The organism is Pseudochryseolinea flava (genome assembly GCF_003286915.1).
GTDB classification, from domain to species: Bacteria; Bacteroidota; Bacteroidia; order Cytophagales; family Cyclobacteriaceae; genus Ohtaekwangia; species Ohtaekwangia flava.
In genome coordinates, this window is the sequence record NZ_QMFY01000003.1 from 296628 (window position 1) to 318073 (window position 21446).

Below are 21446 nucleotides of genomic sequence, written 5' to 3' on the forward strand. Positions count from 1 at the left end.
ATTTTGGGTACATTTGTTTCAATCGATTGATTAACACGCATGGAGGCTTTTTGCACAGACAGTCAACCAAGTAAGGCATGCCCTTTTAGCCTATTGAGCAAGAACAAACAATATGTGTTATGAAAAATCAAAAGAATAATCCCACATCTCAATCCTCACAACGCCCAGGTCAACAGTCTGAGGAGAATAAGCGTACAACCGGTACACAGCCTACAAACAAAGATCAAAATCAACAACGTGAGAACATGTCGCAGCAGACTGGTCAGGGCCAGCAGCGTCAGGACAAACAGCAGGGCGCACATAGTGATCAGCTTCGCGCAGGTGGTCGTGAGGAAAATCAGGGAATTCAAAACAGAGAACAATTATCACAACGGACTGATCGAAACGCAGAACAAACGTCTCGCAACGAACAACGTGAAGAAAATCTCGAAGATCTAAGTTTAAAGAATCGTGGAAATCGCGAAAATCTTTCCGACGAAAGCTAAGCGATAACAAGCAATAGAAACGTTTACAAGAAATGGCCTCAAAAACATGAGGTCATTTTTTTTTGTCTTTCTTTTTTGCAGTGATTTTACTTCGATGATTATCATTCGCCTCGTCTATAGAATGTGTCACCAGTAAATTAGCCTCATGTTGAGACAGCGCCGCAAGCTTAACATAAAACTTCTTAATCACACGCAGCTCTTCTTCCGTTAGATCTTCAATGTCAATAAGCCTGTTACTAGCGCCCTTCGTTGCAGCAATTAGCTCATTGAGTTTCAACTGCAGCGCCATCGTATCTTTATTTTGAGATTGCTGTATAATGAAGACCATGAGAAAAGTAACGATGGTTGTTGACGTATTGATTACGAGTTGCCATGTGTCGGAATAGTTGAATAAAGGTCCTGTAATGGCCCATACAATAATTACAGCAAATGCAATGATGAATGCTGAGGAACTTCCTGTGACTTTGGTAGCCGTGGAAGAAAATCGATCGAAATAAAAGCTAAGGCCTTGCTTACTTCTACGCTTGCGTTTGTTGTCATTTGTTTTGTTCATGCGCGAAGGTACATAATGGAAAATAAAAAAGGGCTCCGAAGAGCCCTCGTCCTTTTCTTCTCCGAGTTCAGAACCTTTCCAGGGACCAAGTCAAAATTCCTGGAAAGCGGAAGGAAAGAACAACCTGTAAACTAGCAATAGATTTCAGCCAACTAGTAATCAACTGCAGTAGCAGGGATTTTCTTTATTCAGTCTCTTCCTCTTGGTACGGTCGTTTCCGCTCGCCTTTCGAACCAGGACGTTGAAGATCTCGCTTCGACGGCGCAGATTTTTGCGGGGCAGGCCCTTCCTTCTCCGCGGTGCTGTTATTCTCTATTTGCTGATTCAATGGTTCATCGTATCCGCCTTCCTGTGTCGAAGACTGATTTACAACAACCTCTTGTTCATCAGTATTAGTGACCTTGTGCGCACCGTACTTTGGATCTTTAGACTTTCCCATAAGAAATGAAACTAACCTTGATAACTTGATCTCTTACGGAGATTTCCTTTGAGTGAGTTTACGGCATCTTCACCTTCCTCACGAAGATCTTCAGCTTGGCTACTTACTTTTCCTTTAAGCTCGCTCAAATACTCTTTGCCTTTACCCATCCAGTCGTTCACATCATCAGCCCAATCGCCAGCAGTTTTCTTAATGCTCTCGCGTAGGTCAGAACCTTTTTCCGGTGCGATAAGAATACCTACGATTACACCGGCTGCAGCTGCGCCTAGAATTCCTAATAATAATTTTGAAGTAGTCATAATTGTTTGTTTTAAGGGTTTAAAAAAAATTGAACGTTACTTACTCGCGTCGGCCATTCGTTCATGGCAGGCTTTCACTTTTGCCAAGTGAGATCTTAGTTCCGGCAATGATTCATTGATGAAAGCCTTGATATCCGGATCGGCCGTGTCTTGCAATCGTTTCTCAAATTTTTCAATTGTGCTTTCATGTCTATCGACAAGTTCTTTGCACCATTCTTTATTGAAGTCCTTGATATCGTCTTCCTTGTTCAGATTCTCGATCTTTTTACGATCATTGTCTTCACCAGCAGCTGGAATACTAATCGTTTTTTTCGCCGCTAGATCTTGAAGATTCTTGAGCAATTTGTTGTGTTCATTTTCAAGGGTCTTACCAATCTCTTTAATGTCGGCGTTGTCTGAACGCTGAACACCAAGTTGCGCAAGTTCTATCTCAGCAATGTTGCTAGCAACAGCTTCGGCTATGAAGTCAGCATCTTTTTCAGCTTCATTGGTTTGAAACTTTTCATCGTTTGCTTCTGTCGCAGCTTCGTTCGAATCTTCTGTACTTTGATCTTTTTTATTTTCACATGCAGCGAACATCATCGTCGCCACAACTGGAATTACATACAATAACTTTCTCATAAGATTAATTATATTTTAAACCTAGCTGCACTACTTGTGAGCTGCAGCATACTCGTCACGATATCGTTTAACACGATTATGTGATGCTTTTAATGATTCATATTGGGACTCAACCAGGGAGCGGACACCTGCGGGCATAGCAGATTTTTCATCGAGTGCCTCGCGGTAAGCCTTCAGGGCAGCATCTTCTCCAAACTCGCAAGATTGCAATGACGCTACGGTATCGTCGCCAGAAAACGTGGCCTTCACGTCCATCCAAGCACGGTAGATTGTTCCTGCGATCGTACTATTGTCAGCAGGCCTTCCTCCCAAACGTGTAACAGATTCAGTAAGGCTATCCTTAAAGCCCCTACTCTCTTCCGAGTGTTGGAAGTACATGCTTTTAATTTCCGCTTCCATCGTGTCCTGAATTTCGGATGCAGCTTTTTCGTACCCTGAAATTCTGTCTTGATTGATCTTGATAAGATCATTCAAAACCCCAATTACCCGTTCTATCTCTTTCGCTTGTTCCATAGCACTTTATTTTTTCGGTAGCTATTAAAAAACTTATTCCACTAAGCTTTTTCCACTGGGGACATTTCACCTCACCGTCAGGCTCGGCGAATAATCCCAACAAGTAGTGAAATGATAGCCAGGACAATCAAGATATGAATAAGTCCTGTAGCACTGTAGTAAAATACTCCAAGCAGCCATCCAATGATTAGAATTACTGCGATGAGATATAATAAGCTTCTCATAATCGTTTTATTTAGTTGTGTTATTTAAAATGTGTAACAATAATTTTCATCTATCACATAAAATCATTTGCCAGCTCATTCCGCTTTCGACAACGCAGATTGCTCCGCTTCCTCTTTTTTCTTTTTGTCTTGTTTAGCCTTTTTTCTGAAGTACCCTCTGAACAGGAAATTGTGTTTTAATGCTTCCATATTCTCATCAAGCTTCGCTGAAGCCGACTGCGCATTCTCCATCGTATTCATCATACGATTTGCGAAGAGAGAGTCTGCTAACAATAACCCGAGCGCATTGTCACCGCTATTCATCTTGGCTATGAGCGCTTGCAAATTCTCCGACATCTTTGCGGAGTTAAGACTAACCTGCTTAACATTCTTAAGTGTCTCATCAAACACAACAGGCAGTGTTGTATCAGAGGCGAGTGTGTTCACCAAACCATCTCCATGATTAAGCTTGTAAACCATCGACGCTAATTCGTTCGAAGCTCGCGCGGTGTGTAACGATGTTGCTTTAAACCCATCAACCGCCATTCGCAATTCCTGTGCGATCTCGCCATCCTTCATTAACTCGCCGACTATTCCTTGTCCATCCACAATACGTTTCGACAAGGTTTTGAGATCATTCGTTAACGAACGTGTATTTTCTCCCACATCTTTTGCGATGTTGATCAACTCTTGTGTATCGGCAGGTGAAAAGGCACCAAGTGTATCTTCATCCTGCAAGATGTTCTGCGCAACGCCCGGCCGAATAACAACGATCTTATTACCTACCAGACCGTCGGAACCAATTGATGCGGTTGCATCCGTTTTGATGAACTCATTTTGTTTGTCCTTAAGAGAAAGCGTAACGATTACCTTTCCTTCAGACACGATCTTCACGTCGTGTACAGTTCCAATTTTTACACCGGACAACCACACATTGTCACCTTTCTTCAGACCTTCCACATTTTTAAATATGGCGTGCACGGTGAATGTTTTGCTGAATACATTATTTTCACTGCCAATAAAAAACACCGTCAGTAGAAATAAGACGAGTCCGATCAGCACGAACAGGCCCAGCTTAATATTTTGTTTTGCATCTTCTGTTTTCATCAAAGTATTCTTAATAATTAAAAAACGCTTTTATTTCAGGATCATCTACCTGGCTCATTTCCTTAAACGATCCCTCTACTTGAATTTGTCCATTAAATAGTGCAACCAGTCTGTCTCCAGTTTGCTTTGCACAAGTAAGATCATGTGTAATGATTATCGAGGAAGTATGATACTTTTCCCGTACGCTGTTGATGAGTTCATTAATTTCGCGTGACGTTATCGGATCAAGCCCCGCCGTTGGTTCATCGTAAAGCATGATCTTTGGTTTAAGGATCAGCGTTCGGGCTATACCGATTCTTTTTTTCATTCCACCTGAAAGTTCAGATGGGAACTGATCAACGGCGTGCGCCAGGCCCACGTCTTCGAGCGCTTCGATTATCAAATCATTCAACTTATTCCGATCAAACAATTTCATATTTCTCTTCAAAGGAAATTCTAAATTCTCACGCACCGTCATTGAGTCATAGAGGGCGCTCCCTTGAAAAGAAAAACCCACTTGAAGACGCAGCTCATTTAACTCCGCTTCATTGAGATACGGTACATCATACCCGAGAATATTGATATGTCCTGCATCGGGCTTGATAAGGCCAACCATACATTTGATAAGTACCGACTTCCCTGTTCCCGACTTACCGATGATAACTAAGTTTTCTCCTTTGAATAAATCCAGATTGACTTTCTTTAGAATGTCGCGATCGCCAAACGACTTTTCAAGATCGCGTATGGTGACGACAGATTCACGTCCGTTGTCGGCTGCAACGCGTTTTTTGGTTTGGCTATGTTCAACAATTGCGTTCATGTCGTTCTGAATAGATTGATGAATTGAAGGCTCACGAGATCGATTACGAAAATGAATACCATGGATACTACGACCGCTGTGTTTGCCGCTCTACCGACACCGGTGGTTCCACCTGATGTATTATAGCCTGCATAACAGCCGACGATACCGATGGCAAATCCAAAGATGGCAGACTTCACTAGAGACGAAAATATATCGAGATAGGTGACCGATACAGCAACCTCATTTACGAATAACTGAAAGCTCGACTTATTGATCATGTTCACCATCATGTACGAGCCAAGTAATGCAATCGTATCTGCATACATTACGAGAATGGGAAGCATCATGGTAGCAGCAATTACACGTGTAACAACGAGATATGAGAAGGGTCGTGTTCCGGAAACTTCCATCGCATCGATCTGTTCCGATACACGCATGCTTCCAAGTTCAGCACCAATGTTAGACCCCAACTTACCTGCGCAAATCAACGCCGTGATCAGCGGTCCTAAAGATCTCACGACGGCTTGCGACACGAGCGAGGGCAACCACGACTCTGCACCAAATGATGCTAATGATGGACGTGATTGACGCGTGAAAACAATGCCGGCGATAAACGATGTAAAGCCGATCAAAAAAAACGATCTGTAACCGATCAGGTAACACTGCCGAGTGAGTTCTCGAAATTCGAAAGGGCCTTTAAACACATATCTAATGGTATCACCTACGAATCGCGAGATCGCTGCCAACTGAATTAAAAACTTCTTCATTGATGTTCAACTGATGTGATTTCAAAAGAGGTAGAAGAAAAACGAATGCCATTTCATAAATCACAACCTACCGTACAGGAATTCACTTAACATAGAGCAATCGAGCATTCGAAAGAGCAGCCACACGTGTCGAATGTGGACGTGTTTCTACAGTCTATGCGATGTACGTTTGAAGCTTCAAAAGACTCACTGGTTTTTCGAGAATGGAAACGTCTTTGACCAGCGACGGAAACTTCGCATTAAAAGCGCTGATCAAAATAATTTTACAATTTGGAATGATGCCTCGAACAAGATTCAGATTATCCCATCCCGATCCATCTGGGAGGTTGTTATCCATAATAAGAATATCTGGAACAATATCCCTGATCATTTTCAAACCGTCAACAAGCGAATGTGCTGTGAACACAAGAAGATCGCGTTGAAGCAAAAACGATTTTATGAGTAGACACAAATCTTGTTCATCGTCGATGATTACTACTTTACGGGCCATAACATTTTTAGTTCATCATCGAATAAGAAAAAGTAAAGCCCTTGTTCGTGTAGACAAAAATACTCACGATACATCCATGAGCATATTGCTGTTCGCGGCACACATTTTTACCGTACTGCTTTAACAAAAAGATATAGCTATGAATTCAACCGGTAAATTTATACTCGGCGTCCTGGGCGCAGCAGCTGCAGGCACCGTAGTAGGACTGCTCATTGCACCTGAAAAAGGAAGTGACACAAGAAAAAAACTCGTAGAGTCAATTGGTAAACTTGCTATTGATGCTGCGAATGTTTTGCAAAGTGGAAAACAACAACTTGCAGACGCGAGTGACGTTGTTTCGGAAGAAGCTGAAGGATTGAAGAACGACGCGAAGCAACGCGTTAGAAACGTTCAAGAGAGTTTCTCTTAAGTCTTAATCAAATGTATCACGGGCAGGTTACTCCTGCCCTTTTTTAGCTGTTATGGAAAATAATCTCAACGATAAAGCAAACCTGAAGGATAAAGCCGAGGATCTCACCGAAGATATTGGCGACTATCTAGAAACGTATTATCAACTAAAAGTTCTGCAGATCACGGACAAGGCGGCGAACGTTGCGTCAATCAGTATGGCTTCTCTGGCCGTAATCGTATTGATGACTTTTATGTTTTTATTTCTTGGTATCGCACTTGGCCTTTGGATCGGTGAATCGCTAAACAATATGGTAGCAGGATTCGCTATTGTTGCCGGTGCTTATGCGCTACTTGCGTTGATCGTCATTGGTTTGAGAAAAAATGTAGTGCAACCATTCATTAGAAACTCTATTATCAAAAAAACTTATGGATAATACTATACGCGCGATCACCAATCACGACGACCTTAAAGCAGAAGAGGCTCGCTTAAAAGAATTACTTCTTGTGAAGCGTGAGAAAATTCGAGAAGATCTCCAGGCGTTGAAAGAGGAGGTGAAACCTGTTATCAAGGTGGCAAAAGTGATCGGTAAAATGATTGCACCAGAAGAACAGAAACATGTAGTTGCGAAAGTAGGTACAAACATGACTATCGACTGGATTGCGAAGAAATTATTTCCGAAGTCCGGATTTTTACTTCAAAATCTTCTTCCTCGTCTAGTCAAAAACTATACATCACACTATGTAGATAAGGCCGTGGATTCTGCCGCGCCCGCGTTACGCAAATTTGGGAATAAGCTTACAGAGACGGCTCGCAAATAGGATGCGTAGCCAACTGTAGAGCGTTAGTAGTAAAGAGGGCCAGCGTGTGGCACCACTTCCACAAACGAAGCCAACAAACACCCATGCAGCGTGGCATTCGCTTTTAAAATACCATACAGAGAAAGAATGAAAAATAGGTATGGAAAAAGAGTTCAATCATCAAGAGAAAAATGGACGTGGGGCAAAAGATGAGCAAACTCCTTTAGCTGAGGGGAAACGCGACACCAATAACACTACCGCACCGGATAGCGGAGCTTTACGCCCAAGAAGACGTATCCGCGCTTATCAACGTATAGACTATTGGCAGTAAACAGCACTAGTCATCTTCGCTGAATGCGTCGACAGTGGCAGTTTGCGGGAATCGTATCGTAAAGGTAGTTCCCACGTTCACTTTCGACTTCACATCTACAGTACCTTTGTGCGACTGAATAATGTTTAACGTCGTCGCGAGTCCTAAGCCCATTCCGTTGCGCTTAGAGGTAAAATAGGGCTCGAACAGTTTCGACAGAATCTCCGGCGGGATACCGCCACCATTGTCCGTTATTTCTACCACGAAGTCTCCTTCACGTTCATCGAGCAACACCGAAATCCGACCGTCCGTTGATTGAATGGCCTCTGTTGCATTCACCAAAATATTCAAAAAAGCAATCTTCAACTTCTCTTCATCCACAGGCATAATGAATACCTTCTCCCCGTACTGCTCTTCAATAGAAATACCTTTGAGTGTAATGCGATCCTGCGCAATCTGAACGGCTTGAGCAAGAACCTGCTTCAAATCATTCGCTTTAAACGACTTCTCTGTTGGTCTGTATGAATCCAATAGCTCAGCGATGATATCATCAATGCGCTTTACATTGCGTTTGATAATGTCATAAAACACCTTGTCGTCTTCAGGAATATTTGTGGAGTCAAGATGTTCCACAGACATCTGGATATTATTAAGCGGATTTCTCACCTCATGCGCTAACATTCTCACGAGTCGTCCTGCTGCGGCGAGTTTCTCTGCATACATAGCCGCTTTTTCTGCGCGCTTTAAATTTGTGATGTCGTGGATTAGTCCTTGAAAAGTAACGTCACCGTCATTATCTACCTGCCGCGAAGCGGAAAGAATACAAATCTTCTTTTCGTGTTGATTGTCCAACACAACGATTTCCAAATCCACAACTTCGCCCTCTTCCACAAGTCGTGTGTAGATTCTATTTTTCAGATCATCACCATCAATGAGGTCGAACAGCGTGAACGTCAGTAATTCTTCTTTGGTATAGCTAAGAATTTCCGAGGTTGCAGCATTCATATCTTTGAAGCGTAGTGCTTCATCAGTAATAAACACGGCATCTTTCGAACTCTCGAAAATGCTGCGGTATTTGCGTTCACTTTCACGCATGGCTTTCATCGTGGCCGATCTACCCAATGAATATCGAATACAACGCTCTAGCTTCTCCGTATTGAGTTCCGATTTCACCAGATAATCCATTGCACCGATACGCATTGCTTCGCGATCAACCTCCGGATTACCCTTACCGGTCAAAAGAATAATGGGCGCATCGCATTTCATCGCCATGGCATCTCTCAACAAATCCAAGCCCGTCTTAATACCCAAACGATAATCAACGAAATAGATGTCATGAACACGTTTGCCTAGCGTTACGACAGCGTCCTGATAATTGTAGCACCATTCAAGTACAAAATTTCCAAGCGCAATTGATTTAATGTAATCACTGATGATAAAGAAATCGTCTTCATCGTCATCGATAACGAGAACGCGAACCGGCTGCGTCGAAGTTGGCATAGATCAAAAATATTGTTTTTGCGGGAGAAGTATGCTAAAGGTGGAACCATTTCCATCGCTGGTGGCGTAAATGATACCTTCGTGGTTGTCAACAATTTTCTTACAAATGGACAGGCCTATGCCTGCACCAGGATATTCCGCTTTGCCATGCAAGCGCTGAAAGATTTGAAATATTTTTTCCGCGTACTCTTGCTCAAAGCCAATACCATTGTCGGAGAATTCTACACGATAAAATTTTCGATCGAGCGCGATGCCATATTTCATTTTATCGGCGTCGTTTAATACCGACCCCGTTATACGGATTATTGGCGCGACGTCTTTCCTTCGAAATTTCAGAGAGTTGCTAACGAGATTGTTGAACAATTGTCGCATCTCCAACGGCACTGCATCAATGGTTGGTAAAGATTCACGTACAATCGTTGTATGCGTCTCTTCGATTTTAAGTTCCTGGTCTGATCCTACATCTTGTAACACGCTGTTCAGATCGCACGGCACATAAGCACGTGAACTCCTTGTCATACGCGAGAATTCTAGTAAGCTATCGATAAGCATCCGCATGTTTTCGGTGGAAACAAGAATTCGATTTAAGTACAAAGATGCATCCTTATCGAACGATGAACCATACTGCGTTTTCAAGCGCTCACCGAAAGTGGAAATCTTTCGAAGTGGTTCCTGTAAATCGTGTGATGCGATGTATGCAAATTCTTCAAGGTCGCGATTAGACCGATTGAGTTCCCTGATATTCCGGTCTCTTTCTTTTTCAAATCCTTTTACCTGCGTGACATCTCGCGTGATCCCAAGAATGTGAAGCGCTCTGCCGGTGGTGTCAGTAATAACCTTTCCTTTCGACGAAACCACTTTCTGCGCACCATCACGTGTACGCAAAATGTATTCGAACTCGAATTCAGAATTATCGGCTATCGCCCGGAGAATAACTTCCTTAAATTTTTCACGCTGTTCCTCGATAACATGGCTAAGGTAAATGTTCCCATTGAGCGAAACTTTATCGGCTTCTGAATATCCTAACAGGCGCAATAGCCCGTCCGTTGCAACGATATCCCAGCTGTTCACGTCCCATCGCCAGCTGCCAAATTGAAGCAGGCTTTCGGTGCCTTCGATTAACGCGCGTGTGGCACGAACCTCTTCCTGGCCTTTCATTTCGTCGGTCACCTCTTGCGCGATACACAACACCACCTCGGGTGCCCCCTCAGCATCACGCTTTATTACGTTACCGGTTGTTCTGAAATACCGCCAAGATCCTTCCTTATGATTTAGGCGTGCGTCGAAAGCGTGTGATTTCCCTTCCGTTAGTGCACAGAACTTTTCCAACGCCGCTTGAACTAACGTAGCATCGTCTTGATAAACAATGTTCAGCAGCGAATCTGGAAGCCCATTGGCATCTTTTATAGAATAGCCCAACAAGTCACTAACTTTTTGATTAATGAACTTGATCTTTTGCCTTTTTACATCATAGGTGTAAACAATTGCGGGATAAAAATCTTGGATTTTATCCACAGCAGAAATTCCTACGGGGTCGGCGTCAGATATTTTTTTGAGATCGTCAATTTGACCACTCATAATTCAGGCTCATAAGGTTCGCCCTTAAGCTCGTGATATTGCTTGATTTTATTGTAAAGCGTCTTTCGATCTATTTGCAACACCTTTGCTGCTTTGCTCTTGTTGAAGTTCACTTTTTTGAGCGCCTCTAGAATTACCTCATACTCGGCGTCCAATCCAACGCTTTTTAATGAGGGTTCTTTAAACGGCATCTTTTTCACAGGCATATTCTGCTGCTGTGGTTCCTCCTGCGCTTCTCTTACAGCAACGGGCTCACTCGCAGGTTCGAATTGCAATTTGCTGAAGTTCGATAATTCGAAAGGAATGCTTTTCACATCGATAACGTCTTCGTCACACAACAGCGTGGCACGCTTCACCACGTTTTTAAGTTCGCGCAGGTTTCCGTACCATACGTAGTTTCGGAAAGTTTTCTCAACCTCTGGATGGAAGCCTGTTATATTCTTATTGAGTTCGTTATTGGCCAACTTCAGGAAGTGGCTCGCAAAAACCATGATATCGCCTTGACGCTCGCGCAATGGCGCAACGTTGATTGTAAATTCGTTAAAGCGATGATATAAATCTTCACGAAGTTTTCCTCTACCGGAAGTATCCCAAAGTTTTTCGTTACTCGCCACAATGATACGCACATCTAAATCAATGTCTTTTGTACCGCCCACACGTCGCATTTTTCTCTCCTGCACAACACGGAGAAGAGAAATTTGAACATCGTATGACAAGTTCGCAATTTCATCCAAGAAGATCGTACCTTCATTGGCGATCTCGAAGCTTCCGATTTTTTGGTTAAGCGCCCCGGTAAAGGCACCTTTCTCATGACCAAACAATTCACTACCCGCCAATTCTTTCGACAACACACCGCAGTCAATTGCTACGAAAGGTTTGTTATGACGTTTGCTTCGTTTATGTATCTCCTGCGCAATCGCTTCCTTACCGCTACCACTTTCGCCGTAGATAATCACACTATAATTTGTCGGTGCGACGAGGTCGATCTGCTTTAAAATATTTTTAAAGTAAGGGCTGTCACCGAAAATGTATGGATCGGCTTTTCCTGCTACGCGCTTTGTTGTATTGTTATGTTTTACGTCGGCAGAACCATTGGTCCCATGCGTCGTTACAGCAGCGTCACCATTTTTACCACCTTCGAGAGCCCGTCTGATTGTCATTAAAATTTCATCTGGGATAAGTGGTTTTGTAACATAATCGACCGCACCCAAACGCATTACTTCTACTGCAGTTTTAATATTACTGTAACCCGTGATGATAATGACGGGGATCGACGGATTGACTTCCTTGATAGCCTTCAACACAGAGGTACCATCCATGTCATCAAGTTTAAAGTCGCAAAGGATCAAGTCTGGAGCATCTTCACTCAAGAGCTCCAGTGCTTTTTTTCCCTTGTTAGCTTCAATTACTTGGAAGCCATGTTTAGAGAGAAAACGATTGAGGACAAGGCACAGGTCTTTCTCGTCATCAACAATCAGAATTTTTGCCATATTGGAATGTTAGTCGGATTACGTAAGTTATGCCGCAGCGCTGCGGTGGTGAATTGTGTTCCATCTCATTTGTGCCGCAGGAATGCGAAGTTCATCGCGATATTTTGCCACGGTACGTCTCGCGATCTTGAAGCCTTTGCGTGCTAAAAGTTCTGCAATCTGCTGATCGGAATATGGTGACGTCTTATCTTCTTCCTGGATCACCTGCTGAATGGTCTCCTGCACTTTTCTCACACTCACCGCCACACCTTCTTGGTTGGCAATACCTTCATTGAAGAGATTTTTTATAAGCACATTCCCTGATGGCGTTTGAACATATTTATTGCAGGTAATGCGCGATACTGTTGAGATATCTACACCAACCATGTCAGCAATATTTTTCAGAATCATTGGTTTGATTTGCAGCTCGTCACCGGTGTTGAAATAATCAAACTGAACTTTCACGATTGCTTTCATTACTTTCAACATGGTCGATTCGCGTTGTTTGATCGCATTCACGAACCATTCTGCTGCGTTCAATTTATTGGAAAGATATTTTGATGTTGCTTGATCACCTGTTCCCTGACCTTTCTCCATGTTTTTAACCTTCGCTTTCCAGGAATTGCTGATTTTAAGCGAAGAAGCTTTTTCCTTATACAAGGAAACATGAAGCGTCTCATCCTCTTGCGTTACAATAAAATCAGGGATGATTGTATCGTACTGTACAGGCGTACTATCACCTTTTGGAACAGGCTTTAACTTCAATGTACCAAGTAGGTCAAGAATTATTTTAATATCTTCTTCATCGATGTTCAACACATCCATGATGCGATTGAAATTACGGGCTTTAAGATCTTGATAGAACTCTTCCATAAAACGTATCGCGTACTTTACGTCTGGACGTTTCGTGTCCATACGCTTCAATTGAATCGCTAAACATTCTTGGATAGAAGTAGCGGCGAGTCCCACCGGTTCGAATGATTGTACCAGCTTGATAACCTTATCGACCATCACGGCGTCGACAATCTTGAGACGCTTCATCGAATAATCATCGGCGACCGTCTCTGCATTACCCTCGAGGAAACCTTCTTCGTTCAAGCTATGAATGATGAACTCTGCCAGCTCTGCTTCATCGACGGGGAGTTGCAGCCAGCTCAACTGCGTTAAAGCTTCCGTTCTAAAGTCGATAGATTCAACAATAGGTTTCTCAGGCATCTGCTCTTGCTGCGAATACTTTGCGTGATAGCTTGGAGAATCGTCGTAAGCGAATTCATCCCAATCCTGATAATCTTGAATATCTTCTTTGTCGTTTTTCGACGTCGCTAAATCTGGATCAGTATTTTGCTCGATAAGCGGATTATCTTCTAGCTCGTTTTGTATTCTTTGTTCAAGTTCTATCGTATTTAGATGGAACAAATGAAGCATCTGTAATTGCTGTGGATGAATCTTCAGTTGTTGCTTCTGGGTAATATTTTGGTATAGCATAAATAGGCTGGTTTTGAGGTTTATGCACCAGCCATACAACAACCTAAGAACCAAAAATTTCGGATGTATGTAACAAACTGATAATTAACACATTGACAAATTTCACTGAAATTTTCCACACATTAAAATTAGATCTTTTGAGCAACATTTTCCCCACTTTGAGGAATTAAAACACATGCGGATTTCCATAGCATACATTGTTTTCATCGCATCGTTGGCCATTCTGGTCGGCTTATCGATCATTTACACTCAGCGTTTTCGAGCCTTGATTAAGTACACCGATCAAGTCGAAAACACCCATAAAGTCATCATCGAACTGAACACCTTAATGAGTTATCTGAAAGACGCTGAGACTGGATCACGCGGCTTTCTACTGTCTGGTGACAGCGCATATCTTGGCCCATACAACCTAGCCATGGATAGCTTGCGTCCAAGCTATAAACGTATTGCCGCCTTGGTACCAAATGATTCTCCACTACAAACCAGATTACAACAGCTCAATATTTTGTTCAATGAAAGGTTAACCATGATCAGCCACAGTATGCTGTTGTATAATTTAGATCGCGATGATTTCGAAGCAATTCTACTGCGTGGCAAAAAGAAAATGAATGAATGCCGTGAGTTAATTCTTGAGATGAATGCCTATGCGAATTTTAATTTGCAGGCTAGTGAGAGAAATCAAAATTTTTACCAAGTAGTAACACCGGGACTATTTTTAATCTTGATGGGTGTAACAGCCATCGCATTTGTAATTTCATTTTATGTGATTCTACGTGAATACACGGGGCGCCTCAAATACCAAAAAGACCTTGAGCAAAAAATTGTCGCATTGAATCAATCGTATCAGGAGCTCGAGCAAATCGCTCACATCTCGTCGCATGACCTTCAAGAACCTCTTCGTAAAATGGCCATCTTCTGCGAACGTCTTATGATCAAACACAGTAACACTATCGACGACGATGGAAAACAATTGGTGTCAAAGATTGGAAATCTTTCGATCCGCGCACGCGATCTTGTCGGAACTGTATCGGCTTATACATCGCTCATCACTGCGAAGAAGGAAAAGTCGCTCGTAGATATCAATTCAATTGTCGATGAAGTGAGGACAGATTTTCAAACGAACCTTCGCGCTAAGCAAACCACGATTCAATTGGAAAGTCTACCCAAAATTATTGGATACGACACACAAGTAAAATTGTTGTTTTCTTGTTTGATTGAAAACAGTATCAAATACAGCCAACACGGTGTGCCGCTACAAATTAGTATCTCAAAGTCTGACATTGATCGTGAAGAGTTTGAAACCATAAAATCAAAAACAGCGCACAACGGATTTGTGAAAATTCTATATCGCGATAATGGAATAGGATTCGACAACCAATTTTCAGAGCAAATATTTTCCATCTTTCAACGGCTGCATCGCGACGAGGAGATAGAAGGAAAAGGCGTTGGCCTAGCCATCGTGAAACGGGTGATGAGCAACCACAATGGTTTTGTGTCGGCGCATGGTGTGCCCGAACATGGCTCGGCCTTCGCGCTGTATTTTCCTAACGATTAGTTTTGATCGCGTCCACCAGGCGGAAGTTCGGCATCGCCCTCCCCCACATTATGGTGGTCAACGAAATCTGTTCCTTCTGGCGTTTCACCGAGTGCGTCGTTCTTTTTTCGCGCCGTTTTATCTTGTGTAATAAAGTCCGGTCCTTGACCTTGATGAAGATTTTGGGGATCCTCGGGCTTATCTTCTCCCTTCTGCGTATTGGCAGCGTATGGATTGCTATATTTTTTCATAATTGACAAATGTTTTTTACACGCTACGATTAAAAATACAATACCATAAAAAAAAGACCGTCGGTGGTTCGACGGTCTCTCGGGTTTGGTTGAAATAAATTAATTATCTTTTAAATCATCGCTCTTCAAATCATCTTTTATACGCCGATATTCTTTTCGCACATCGTCGATAACATGAACCGTGCGATCACCGAGTTCTTTGTTCCAGGTTTTCGCATTTACAATCTCGTCAATTGCTTTATCCAATTTAACCTTATTCTGCGTCAAATCTTGAATAACCTTGCTGTGATGTTGATCCGCAGCCATTGTAGAATTTTTCTGCAGAATGTTGAGCGTATTGTTTACAGAATCCCTCAACACGATTATGTCACGCGAAATTGCTTCTCGAGAACCCGTCACAATTTGATCGGTTTGGGCGTTACATGTAAGCGCCGCGTTGATCAAACAAAATAGTACCCCAACAGCCACTTTCATATTTATAGTAATATTGTACTATTAAGCGTGTAACAGTCTTTGCTTCTTTAATTTAAAGCGAAGTCGATTCTCTCTAATCATTCGAGATTCCGTACGAAGTTTTTCAGTTTCTTCGTCTTCTTCGATCTTGACAAACAACATTTTGCCAAGCAAATATGCAGCAATCATAAATAGCGGATACCCGATGATGAAAGCCATAATAAACATGATATATCCCATAATTGAAATCTTTTCATGTACATTAGAAAATAGCGTGCCACGGTACGAAGGAGCGTCAATAAACGGTTGGGGCTCCGAATTGAGGACCGTTCTCCGCATTTTACCGATGCAGGTATTTCCGAACAGCGTCGGCAGATTGACCTACAGCTTTCACTGCATTCTTCAGTCTCATCTCGTTACAACTTAGTTGTGAGCACCACCAGCGAACTTCTTCCTGTTCTTGAACATTGATTCTACTAATATCCTGAGGTCTTCTTTTTTCATTCATTGTTACCACCCTCCTTTCCTTACCAGCCACAAACAATAAAGGCTCCCTTACGAGAGCCCTTACATCTTCTAAACACAACGCGTGTGTAATGGTCGTTTCTCAAGACAGACTCACTTTAAGAAGTATGACTAATAATAGTCAGAAAATTCTTGACAAAAGCAGTGCCAGCACTATCCGGCGACTACTTCCCCGCCATTCACGTGAATGACTTGCCCTGTAATGTAGGAAGCATCCTGCGACGCCAAGAACACATAAGCCGGTGCAACTTCGTAAGGGTATCCGGCTCTTCCCATCGGTGTTTTTTTTCCAAATGTTTTCAAGTGAGCTTTATCAAAAGATTCCGTCACCAACGGAGTCCATATCGGTCCAGGCGCAACAGCATTCACCCGAATTCCATCGGCCGCAAGATTTTTGGCTAAGGATCTTGTAAAGGAAACTACTGCCCCTTTCGTGGCAGCATAGTCGATCAGGTGTTCGCTCCCTCTAAAGGCTACAACGGAGGCTGTGTTAATGATGCAGCCATCAGCAGATATTTTTTTCAATACCTCTTGCGTGAAATAATAAAACGAAAACATGTTCACTTCAAACGTACGCTTAAATTGTTTGGTGGCGATTTCGTGTAACTCGTCGGCAGGTACATGCGTACCTGCGTTGTTAACGAGAATATCAATACGTTTTAATTTCTTGTGTGTCTCGCGAACCACGCGCTTACAAAATGCTTCTTTGCTAATATCACCTTTGAATAGCAAGCAGGTTTGATTCACTTTTTCTACCATCGCTTTCGTCTCATGGGCATCGTTGTCGCTTTTGTGATAGACAATAACAACATGCGCGCCCTCAAGCGCGTAATGCATCGCTACCGATCGACCGATCCCACTATCGCCGCCTGTGATGATCGCTACCTTGTCTAACAGCTTTAATCCGCTATGATATTGATCACGAATCGTCATCTCGTGGTTATCGACGGATTTGATACTCTTTTGTGCAGACTTCTTTTTCGCCATGGTTAGTCGGTTTCGTTGTAGACAAATTCTTTCGACTCTTGTTTGATGATAAACACAGCTGTGTCGTTGGGTTCAATACCAGAGCCGTGTCGCAGGGCATATACTTTTGTGAATTCGGCGCCGAAGTACACGATGATTGATGTGTAGTATACCCAAATCAAAATCAACACAATAGATGCTGCTGCTCCGTACGTTACACCAATTGAAGACCAGCTCAAATAAAAACCGATCAGGAATTTACCGATCAAGAAAAGTACAGCCGTGAATAATGCCCCCAGCAATGCATCCTTCCAGCGAATGGTTGCATCTGGTAACACGCGGAAAATAATGGCGAACAATATGGTGATTACTGTTAACAGAATGCCGTAGTTGATCGCATGAAATATATATACCGATGCATCATCAAATATCTTGAGCAACCTATCATGCAAAAGTTCAACCATCGCATTAATAATGAGCGAAACCAACAATAGAAATCCAACACTGATGATCAGCGAAAATGAAATTAATCTATTGATTAAAAGTTTGATAAAGCCCTTTTTGGGTTTTGCTTTTATGGACCAAATAAAATTGATAGAGTCTTGAATCTCCGTAAATATACCGGTAGCGCCAACCAACAAAATCACAATTCCAACTACTGCGCCAGAAGTGCTTAACTGCGATTGCTCAATATTTTGTATGATATTCTGTATTTGTAGTGCTGCGCTATTTCCGACGACTTGATTTATCTGCTCGTACACTTTACCCTGCACCGCTTCACGACCGAAGAAAATTCCAGTCAGCGAAATAATGATGATCAGAATTGGGCCCATTGAAAATATGGTGTAATAAGACAATGCAGCACTGAATTTTATTCCGTGATCATTGATAAAATCGATCGCAGCTTGTTTCAATATTCTCCAGAATGCAATCATGATAAGGTTTACTATCGGTAGAACCTAAAATGACACTCCATCCTGTGATGCCTCACTATGCATCAAATGTCGTTCGGTACAGGGCCAATCTGTGGAAACATTTGGACAGAAACCATGCAGGGAAGCGGTATAAGATTTCAATTGATAGATACATATTCAAAATCATGTCAACGGATTTTTTCAAAGATCAATTTCCCTTTCGTTTCGCGGCGGTGCTCATCTGTATTATAGGATTAATCTACATCAGTGCGCAACTCCAAGCTGTAGTCGTTCCATTGATTTTCTCCACCATTTTCGCGGTGATGCTCTATCCCCTCACCTGTCGACTAGAGCGTTGGCGCTTTCCGAGAGGGTTGGCAGCCATAACATCGATTCTTATCGCAGCCATATTTATCGGCACAACCTTCTACTTTCTAGGAACACAAATGGCAGAGCTGGGTGGTGAAAGTGAACAACTACTCACCAAGTTGAAGGTGCTAACGAAAGACGTTCAAGCATACATATCATCGCACTTCGGAATTAAACAATCGGAGCAAGTTGAGCAAATCGAAAATCAAGTAACACAAGTAAAAGAGAATGGTGGTAAGATTGTTGCCGCCATTATTACCGCCGTCGCCAATTTCTTGCGTGATATGACGCTTATACCGCTCTTTGTTTTTTTCTTTCTTTATTTCAGAGACTTCCTGCTCGAATTCTTTCACCGCGCATTTTCTGCAGAGAACAAGATCATCGATGAAATCATCTCTAAGATGTATGACATCATTCAAAGTTGGTTCACCGGCGTGGTTGTGGTCATGTTGATTGTGGGCATTCTGAACACGGTTGGCTTATTGATCCTCGGCATCCCATATGCGGCATTCTTTGGTTTCCTTGCCTCGGCTTTACTCGTTGTGCCGTTCATCGGAATTATCTTTGGCTCGTTCTTACCTGTCGTGATGGCGTTGATTACAAAAGATTCATATTGGTATGCGGTCGGTGTCGTCGGCGTATTCTGGGTAATTCAAGTACTGGAGGCCAATATCATCACACCTTATGTGGTTGGATCAAAGATCAGTATCAATCCGATGATTGCTATCCTTGTGTTAATTCTGTTTGGAAAATTGTGGGGTATTAGTGGCTTGATTCTAGCACTTCCCGTCACCGCCATGTGTAAAATTATTTTTGATGCTGTGCCAGGTATGAGTCCCTATGGTTTTGTATTAGGCGAGCCCGGCAACGAACATCTACAAAACCGATCTGCGATAGAAATGCAACTTGACGACACGAAAGATAAACTAGAAAAGAAGCGTCCAAAAATTCGTCGTAAGCGTTCTGCCACCACCGTTCACAAATAAAAAAACCGCTGCTTGCTGCAACGGCTTTCCCAAAAAACAAAAACAAAGCGTCTAACTTCTTTTTGCAGTGCCTGCGAGTAATGAAACAACAAAGAGCACTAGAAAAAGAAAGAAAAGTATTTTAGCAATTCCAGCAGCGCCTGCTGCTATACCGCCGAAACCAAAGATGGCTGCAACAATGGCGATGACTAGAAATATGATGGTCCAACGTAACATAATGATAAGGTTTTATCAATTGTTTCCGAATGTCATGCCAACCTACAACAATCTTGATACAGATAGATAACATGTAACATCTCCACAACGTGTGAAATTATACGCCGCTTTTTGGGGAATGTTTACCACATAGAAACATTAAAACCTTAGAAATAATGCATGGTATGCCTGGCATCGCTATTTAAGTAAGAACAGTAATCGACAAATATTTATATCGAGCATATAAATACCGTTGATCCGTAGAGGTGTAAATTGGGGTTCCGGTTAAAGGTCGTTACAAACGAGTAACGGCCTTTCCTTTTTTATAGGCTTTCCTTAAAACGGGTTCCTACAATTTCGGACAAATACTACGCATGGAGAGATTTTAAGATCTTCATCAAGACCTTCTCATCATGCGCCAATCCTGTTCGTTCATCTGGTTCCTCGATGTTGTCTAATTCTTTCAGATATTTTTTAAGATTGTTTTCTTCGTACAATTTGATGATTGAGGGATGAACATAGTACTTCTTACAAACAGCTCGGGTGTTTCCAAGTTTTTTACTGACTTCATCCAACGCTGCGATCACATTCTTTTTAGAGGCTGAAACTGTTACAGCGTCGCCCAATGATTTAAGAGACCGCAGTATGTTCAGCGTACCAGCCCAAGTTCGAAAATCCTTAGCGCTATATTCTCCTCCTGACGCTTCTTTAATGTAATCATTCACCATACCCGAATCAACGGTGTGCCTATTGCCCAATTCGTCGTAATACTGAAATAGTTCTTTTCCAGGAATATCCCTGCATTGCTTCACAATACGTGCAAGGCGCTTATTTTTAATGGATATGTTGTGCGTAACCTGCTTCTTGCCGGTGAAAGAGAATTTGATTTCGGACCCTGATATGGCAACATGATTATCTTTCAACGTGGTCACGCCGTAGGAACCGTATAGCTTCTCGTAATCTTCGTTACCTACCCGGATGTACGTGCGCTCCATTAAACTGATTATCGTTGCGAGTACCTTCTCACGCGATAGTCTATTACACGCAATGTCATCCTCCAGTTTCGCGCGAATAGCAGGAAGTACCTTTCCAAATTCCAATAACTTATGAAATTTCGTTTCACTTCGTGCTTCGTTCCATAGGGAATGGTAGCGATACTGCTTTCGTTTTCTCAAATCGAATCCTGTCGCTTGAATGTGACCGTTGTCGAGCGCACAGATCCACACGGAAGTCCATGCGGGAGGAATCGCGAGTTTTTTGATTCTAGTTAAAGTCTCTGAAGTTACCGACTTTTTGTCTGACGATGTATAACGAAAGCCTTTGCCTTTCTTCATGCGTCTTATACCAGGCATTCCGTCGTTCACATAAACGAGGCGAACGATACGGGCAATCTTCTCGTAATCCTTTTCGATTTTTACGATTTCGTCATGTGGGAGCTTCAGCAACATATAAGCGTTGCAGAAAC

At 42.5% G+C, this 21446-nt stretch carries 29 protein-coding genes; 7 read left to right on the forward strand and 22 right to left on the reverse strand.

Going from position 1 to position 21446, the window contains the following annotated elements; all coding sequences use genetic code 11:
- The first annotated feature begins 119 nt into the window (after window positions 1-119).
- Window positions 120-485: a hypothetical protein gene (locus DQQ10_RS08925; protein WP_112746501.1), complete on the forward strand. Its 366-nt coding sequence runs from the start codon at window positions 120-122 to the stop codon at window positions 483-485.
- 52 nt (window positions 486-537) lie between these two features.
- Here DQQ10_RS08925 and DQQ10_RS08930 read toward each other — a convergent pair whose 3' ends face one another.
- From DQQ10_RS08930 to DQQ10_RS08975, 10 genes are all read right to left on the reverse strand, one after another.
- Window positions 538-1038: a low affinity iron permease family protein gene (locus tag DQQ10_RS08930; RefSeq protein ID WP_112746502.1), complete on the reverse strand. Its 501-nt coding sequence runs from the start codon at window positions 1036-1038 to the stop codon at window positions 538-540.
- 184 nt (window positions 1039-1222) lie between these two features.
- Window positions 1223-1477 (reverse strand): hypothetical protein, encoded by a 255-nt coding sequence (locus tag DQQ10_RS08935; protein ID WP_112746503.1) that lies wholly within the window; start codon window positions 1475-1477, stop codon window positions 1223-1225.
- A gap of 11 nt (window positions 1478-1488) precedes the next feature.
- Window positions 1489-1776, reverse strand: coding sequence for a YtxH domain-containing protein (locus DQQ10_RS08940; protein WP_112746504.1), 288 nt, complete (start codon window positions 1774-1776; stop codon window positions 1489-1491).
- A gap of 36 nt (window positions 1777-1812) precedes the next feature.
- Window positions 1813-2397, reverse strand: a complete 585-nt coding sequence (locus DQQ10_RS08945; RefSeq protein ID WP_112746505.1) for a DUF4142 domain-containing protein — start codon at window positions 2395-2397, stop codon at window positions 1813-1815.
- Window positions 2398-2427: 30 nt separating this feature from the next.
- Complete coding sequence (locus DQQ10_RS08950; protein ID WP_112746506.1) at window positions 2428-2910, reverse strand: PA2169 family four-helix-bundle protein; 483 nt, start codon at window positions 2908-2910, stop codon at window positions 2428-2430.
- A 77-nt stretch (window positions 2911-2987) separates the two neighbouring features.
- Window positions 2988-3134: a lmo0937 family membrane protein gene (locus DQQ10_RS08955; RefSeq protein ID WP_112746507.1), complete on the reverse strand. Its 147-nt coding sequence runs from the start codon at window positions 3132-3134 to the stop codon at window positions 2988-2990.
- Window positions 3135-3209: 75 nt separating this feature from the next.
- Window positions 3210-4220, reverse strand: a complete 1011-nt coding sequence (locus tag DQQ10_RS08960) for an MlaD family protein (RefSeq protein ID WP_112746508.1) — start codon at window positions 4218-4220, stop codon at window positions 3210-3212.
- Window positions 4221-4230: 10 nt separating this feature from the next.
- On the reverse strand, window positions 4231-5019 hold the full coding sequence (locus tag DQQ10_RS08965) for an ABC transporter ATP-binding protein (RefSeq protein ID WP_112746509.1): 789 nt from the start codon (window positions 5017-5019) through the stop codon (window positions 4231-4233).
- Window positions 5016-5768 (reverse strand): MlaE family ABC transporter permease, encoded by a 753-nt coding sequence (locus DQQ10_RS08970; RefSeq protein WP_112746510.1) that lies wholly within the window; start codon window positions 5766-5768, stop codon window positions 5016-5018. Before DQQ10_RS08970 ends, DQQ10_RS08965 begins: the two co-directional genes overlap by 4 nt.
- Window positions 5769-5922: 154 nt before the next feature.
- Entirely contained in the window at window positions 5923-6258 is a 336-nt protein-coding gene (locus DQQ10_RS08975) for a response regulator (protein ID WP_112746511.1), read from the reverse strand.
- A gap of 139 nt (window positions 6259-6397) precedes the next feature.
- On the opposite strand from DQQ10_RS08975, the gene DQQ10_RS08980 reads away from it, so the two are divergent.
- The 4 genes from DQQ10_RS08980 to DQQ10_RS27910 all read left to right on the forward strand — a co-directional run bounded on the left by DQQ10_RS08980 (window position 6398) and on the right by DQQ10_RS27910 (window position 7777).
- Window positions 6398-6667, forward strand: coding sequence for a YtxH domain-containing protein (locus DQQ10_RS08980; protein ID WP_112746512.1), 270 nt, complete (start codon window positions 6398-6400; stop codon window positions 6665-6667).
- Window positions 6668-6719: 52 nt separating this feature from the next.
- Complete coding sequence (locus DQQ10_RS08985) at window positions 6720-7082, forward strand: phage holin family protein (RefSeq protein WP_112746513.1); 363 nt, start codon at window positions 6720-6722, stop codon at window positions 7080-7082.
- Window positions 7075-7467, forward strand: a complete 393-nt coding sequence (locus tag DQQ10_RS08990) for a hypothetical protein (protein WP_112746514.1) — start codon at window positions 7075-7077, stop codon at window positions 7465-7467. The genes DQQ10_RS08985 and DQQ10_RS08990 overlap by 8 nt, the downstream gene beginning before the upstream one ends.
- A 139-nt stretch (window positions 7468-7606) precedes the next feature.
- The gene (locus tag DQQ10_RS27910) at window positions 7607-7777 is read left to right on the forward strand and encodes a hypothetical protein (protein WP_165823863.1); all 171 of its coding nucleotides are present in this window, start codon (window positions 7607-7609) and stop codon (window positions 7775-7777) included.
- Between the two features lie 6 nt (window positions 7778-7783).
- Here the strand turns inward: DQQ10_RS27910 and DQQ10_RS08995 are convergent, their stop codons facing one another.
- The 4 genes from DQQ10_RS08995 to rpoN are packed head-to-tail and all read right to left on the reverse strand — an operon-like array spanning window position 7784 to window position 13788.
- Window positions 7784-9256, reverse strand: coding sequence for a hybrid sensor histidine kinase/response regulator (locus tag DQQ10_RS08995; protein WP_112746515.1), 1473 nt, complete (start codon window positions 9254-9256; stop codon window positions 7784-7786).
- A 3-nt stretch (window positions 9257-9259) separates the two neighbouring features.
- Window positions 9260-10834, reverse strand: coding sequence for a sensor histidine kinase (locus DQQ10_RS09000; protein WP_112746516.1), 1575 nt, complete (start codon window positions 10832-10834; stop codon window positions 9260-9262).
- A complete protein-coding gene (locus DQQ10_RS09005; RefSeq protein ID WP_112746517.1) occupies window positions 10831-12324 on the reverse strand; it encodes a sigma-54-dependent transcriptional regulator in 1494 nt (497 codons plus the stop codon). The genes DQQ10_RS09000 and DQQ10_RS09005 overlap by 4 nt, the downstream gene beginning before the upstream one ends.
- A gap of 27 nt (window positions 12325-12351) precedes the next feature.
- A complete protein-coding gene (rpoN, locus tag DQQ10_RS09010) occupies window positions 12352-13788 on the reverse strand; it encodes an RNA polymerase factor sigma-54 (protein WP_112746518.1) in 1437 nt (478 codons plus the stop codon).
- A 175-nt stretch (window positions 13789-13963) separates the two neighbouring features.
- On the opposite strand from rpoN, the gene DQQ10_RS09015 reads away from it, so the two are divergent.
- The gene (locus DQQ10_RS09015) at window positions 13964-15343 is read left to right on the forward strand and encodes a sensor histidine kinase (RefSeq protein WP_112746519.1); all 1380 of its coding nucleotides are present in this window, start codon (window positions 13964-13966) and stop codon (window positions 15341-15343) included.
- On the opposite strand, the gene DQQ10_RS09020 is transcribed toward DQQ10_RS09015, so the two are convergent.
- From DQQ10_RS09020 to DQQ10_RS09045, 6 genes are all read right to left on the reverse strand, one after another.
- Window positions 15340-15573, reverse strand: a complete 234-nt coding sequence (locus tag DQQ10_RS09020; protein ID WP_112746520.1) for a hypothetical protein — start codon at window positions 15571-15573, stop codon at window positions 15340-15342. The genes DQQ10_RS09015 and DQQ10_RS09020 overlap by 4 nt on opposite strands.
- 99 nt (window positions 15574-15672) lie before the next feature.
- Window positions 15673-16047: a hypothetical protein gene (locus DQQ10_RS09025; RefSeq protein WP_112746521.1), complete on the reverse strand. Its 375-nt coding sequence runs from the start codon at window positions 16045-16047 to the stop codon at window positions 15673-15675.
- 21 nt (window positions 16048-16068) lie between these two features.
- Window positions 16069-16365, reverse strand: a complete 297-nt coding sequence (locus tag DQQ10_RS09030; RefSeq protein WP_133259588.1) for a hypothetical protein — start codon at window positions 16363-16365, stop codon at window positions 16069-16071.
- Between the two features lies 1 nt (window position 16366).
- The gene (locus tag DQQ10_RS28385; RefSeq protein WP_112746523.1) at window positions 16367-16534 is read right to left on the reverse strand and encodes a DUF3606 domain-containing protein; all 168 of its coding nucleotides are present in this window, start codon (window positions 16532-16534) and stop codon (window positions 16367-16369) included.
- Between the two features lie 170 nt (window positions 16535-16704).
- Entirely contained in the window at window positions 16705-17538 is an 834-nt protein-coding gene (locus DQQ10_RS09040; protein WP_112746524.1) for a glucose 1-dehydrogenase, read from the reverse strand.
- Between the two features lie 2 nt (window positions 17539-17540).
- The gene (locus DQQ10_RS09045) at window positions 17541-18452 is read right to left on the reverse strand and encodes a YihY/virulence factor BrkB family protein (RefSeq protein ID WP_112746525.1); all 912 of its coding nucleotides are present in this window, start codon (window positions 18450-18452) and stop codon (window positions 17541-17543) included.
- 164 nt (window positions 18453-18616) lie between these two features.
- On the opposite strand from DQQ10_RS09045, the gene DQQ10_RS09050 reads away from it, so the two are divergent.
- The gene (locus DQQ10_RS09050) at window positions 18617-19786 is read left to right on the forward strand and encodes an AI-2E family transporter (protein ID WP_165823864.1); all 1170 of its coding nucleotides are present in this window, start codon (window positions 18617-18619) and stop codon (window positions 19784-19786) included.
- A 51-nt stretch (window positions 19787-19837) separates the two neighbouring features.
- On the opposite strand, the gene DQQ10_RS09055 is transcribed toward DQQ10_RS09050, so the two are convergent.
- Together DQQ10_RS09055 and DQQ10_RS09060 are read right to left on the reverse strand one after the other, a co-directional pair.
- Window positions 19838-20002, reverse strand: coding sequence for a DUF1328 family protein (locus DQQ10_RS09055; RefSeq protein ID WP_112746527.1), 165 nt, complete (start codon window positions 20000-20002; stop codon window positions 19838-19840).
- Window positions 20003-20349: 347 nt separating this feature from the next.
- Window positions 20350-21429: a DNA topoisomerase IB gene (locus DQQ10_RS09060; RefSeq protein ID WP_112746528.1), complete on the reverse strand. Its 1080-nt coding sequence runs from the start codon at window positions 21427-21429 to the stop codon at window positions 20350-20352.
- Window positions 21430-21446: the final 17 nt, after the last annotated feature.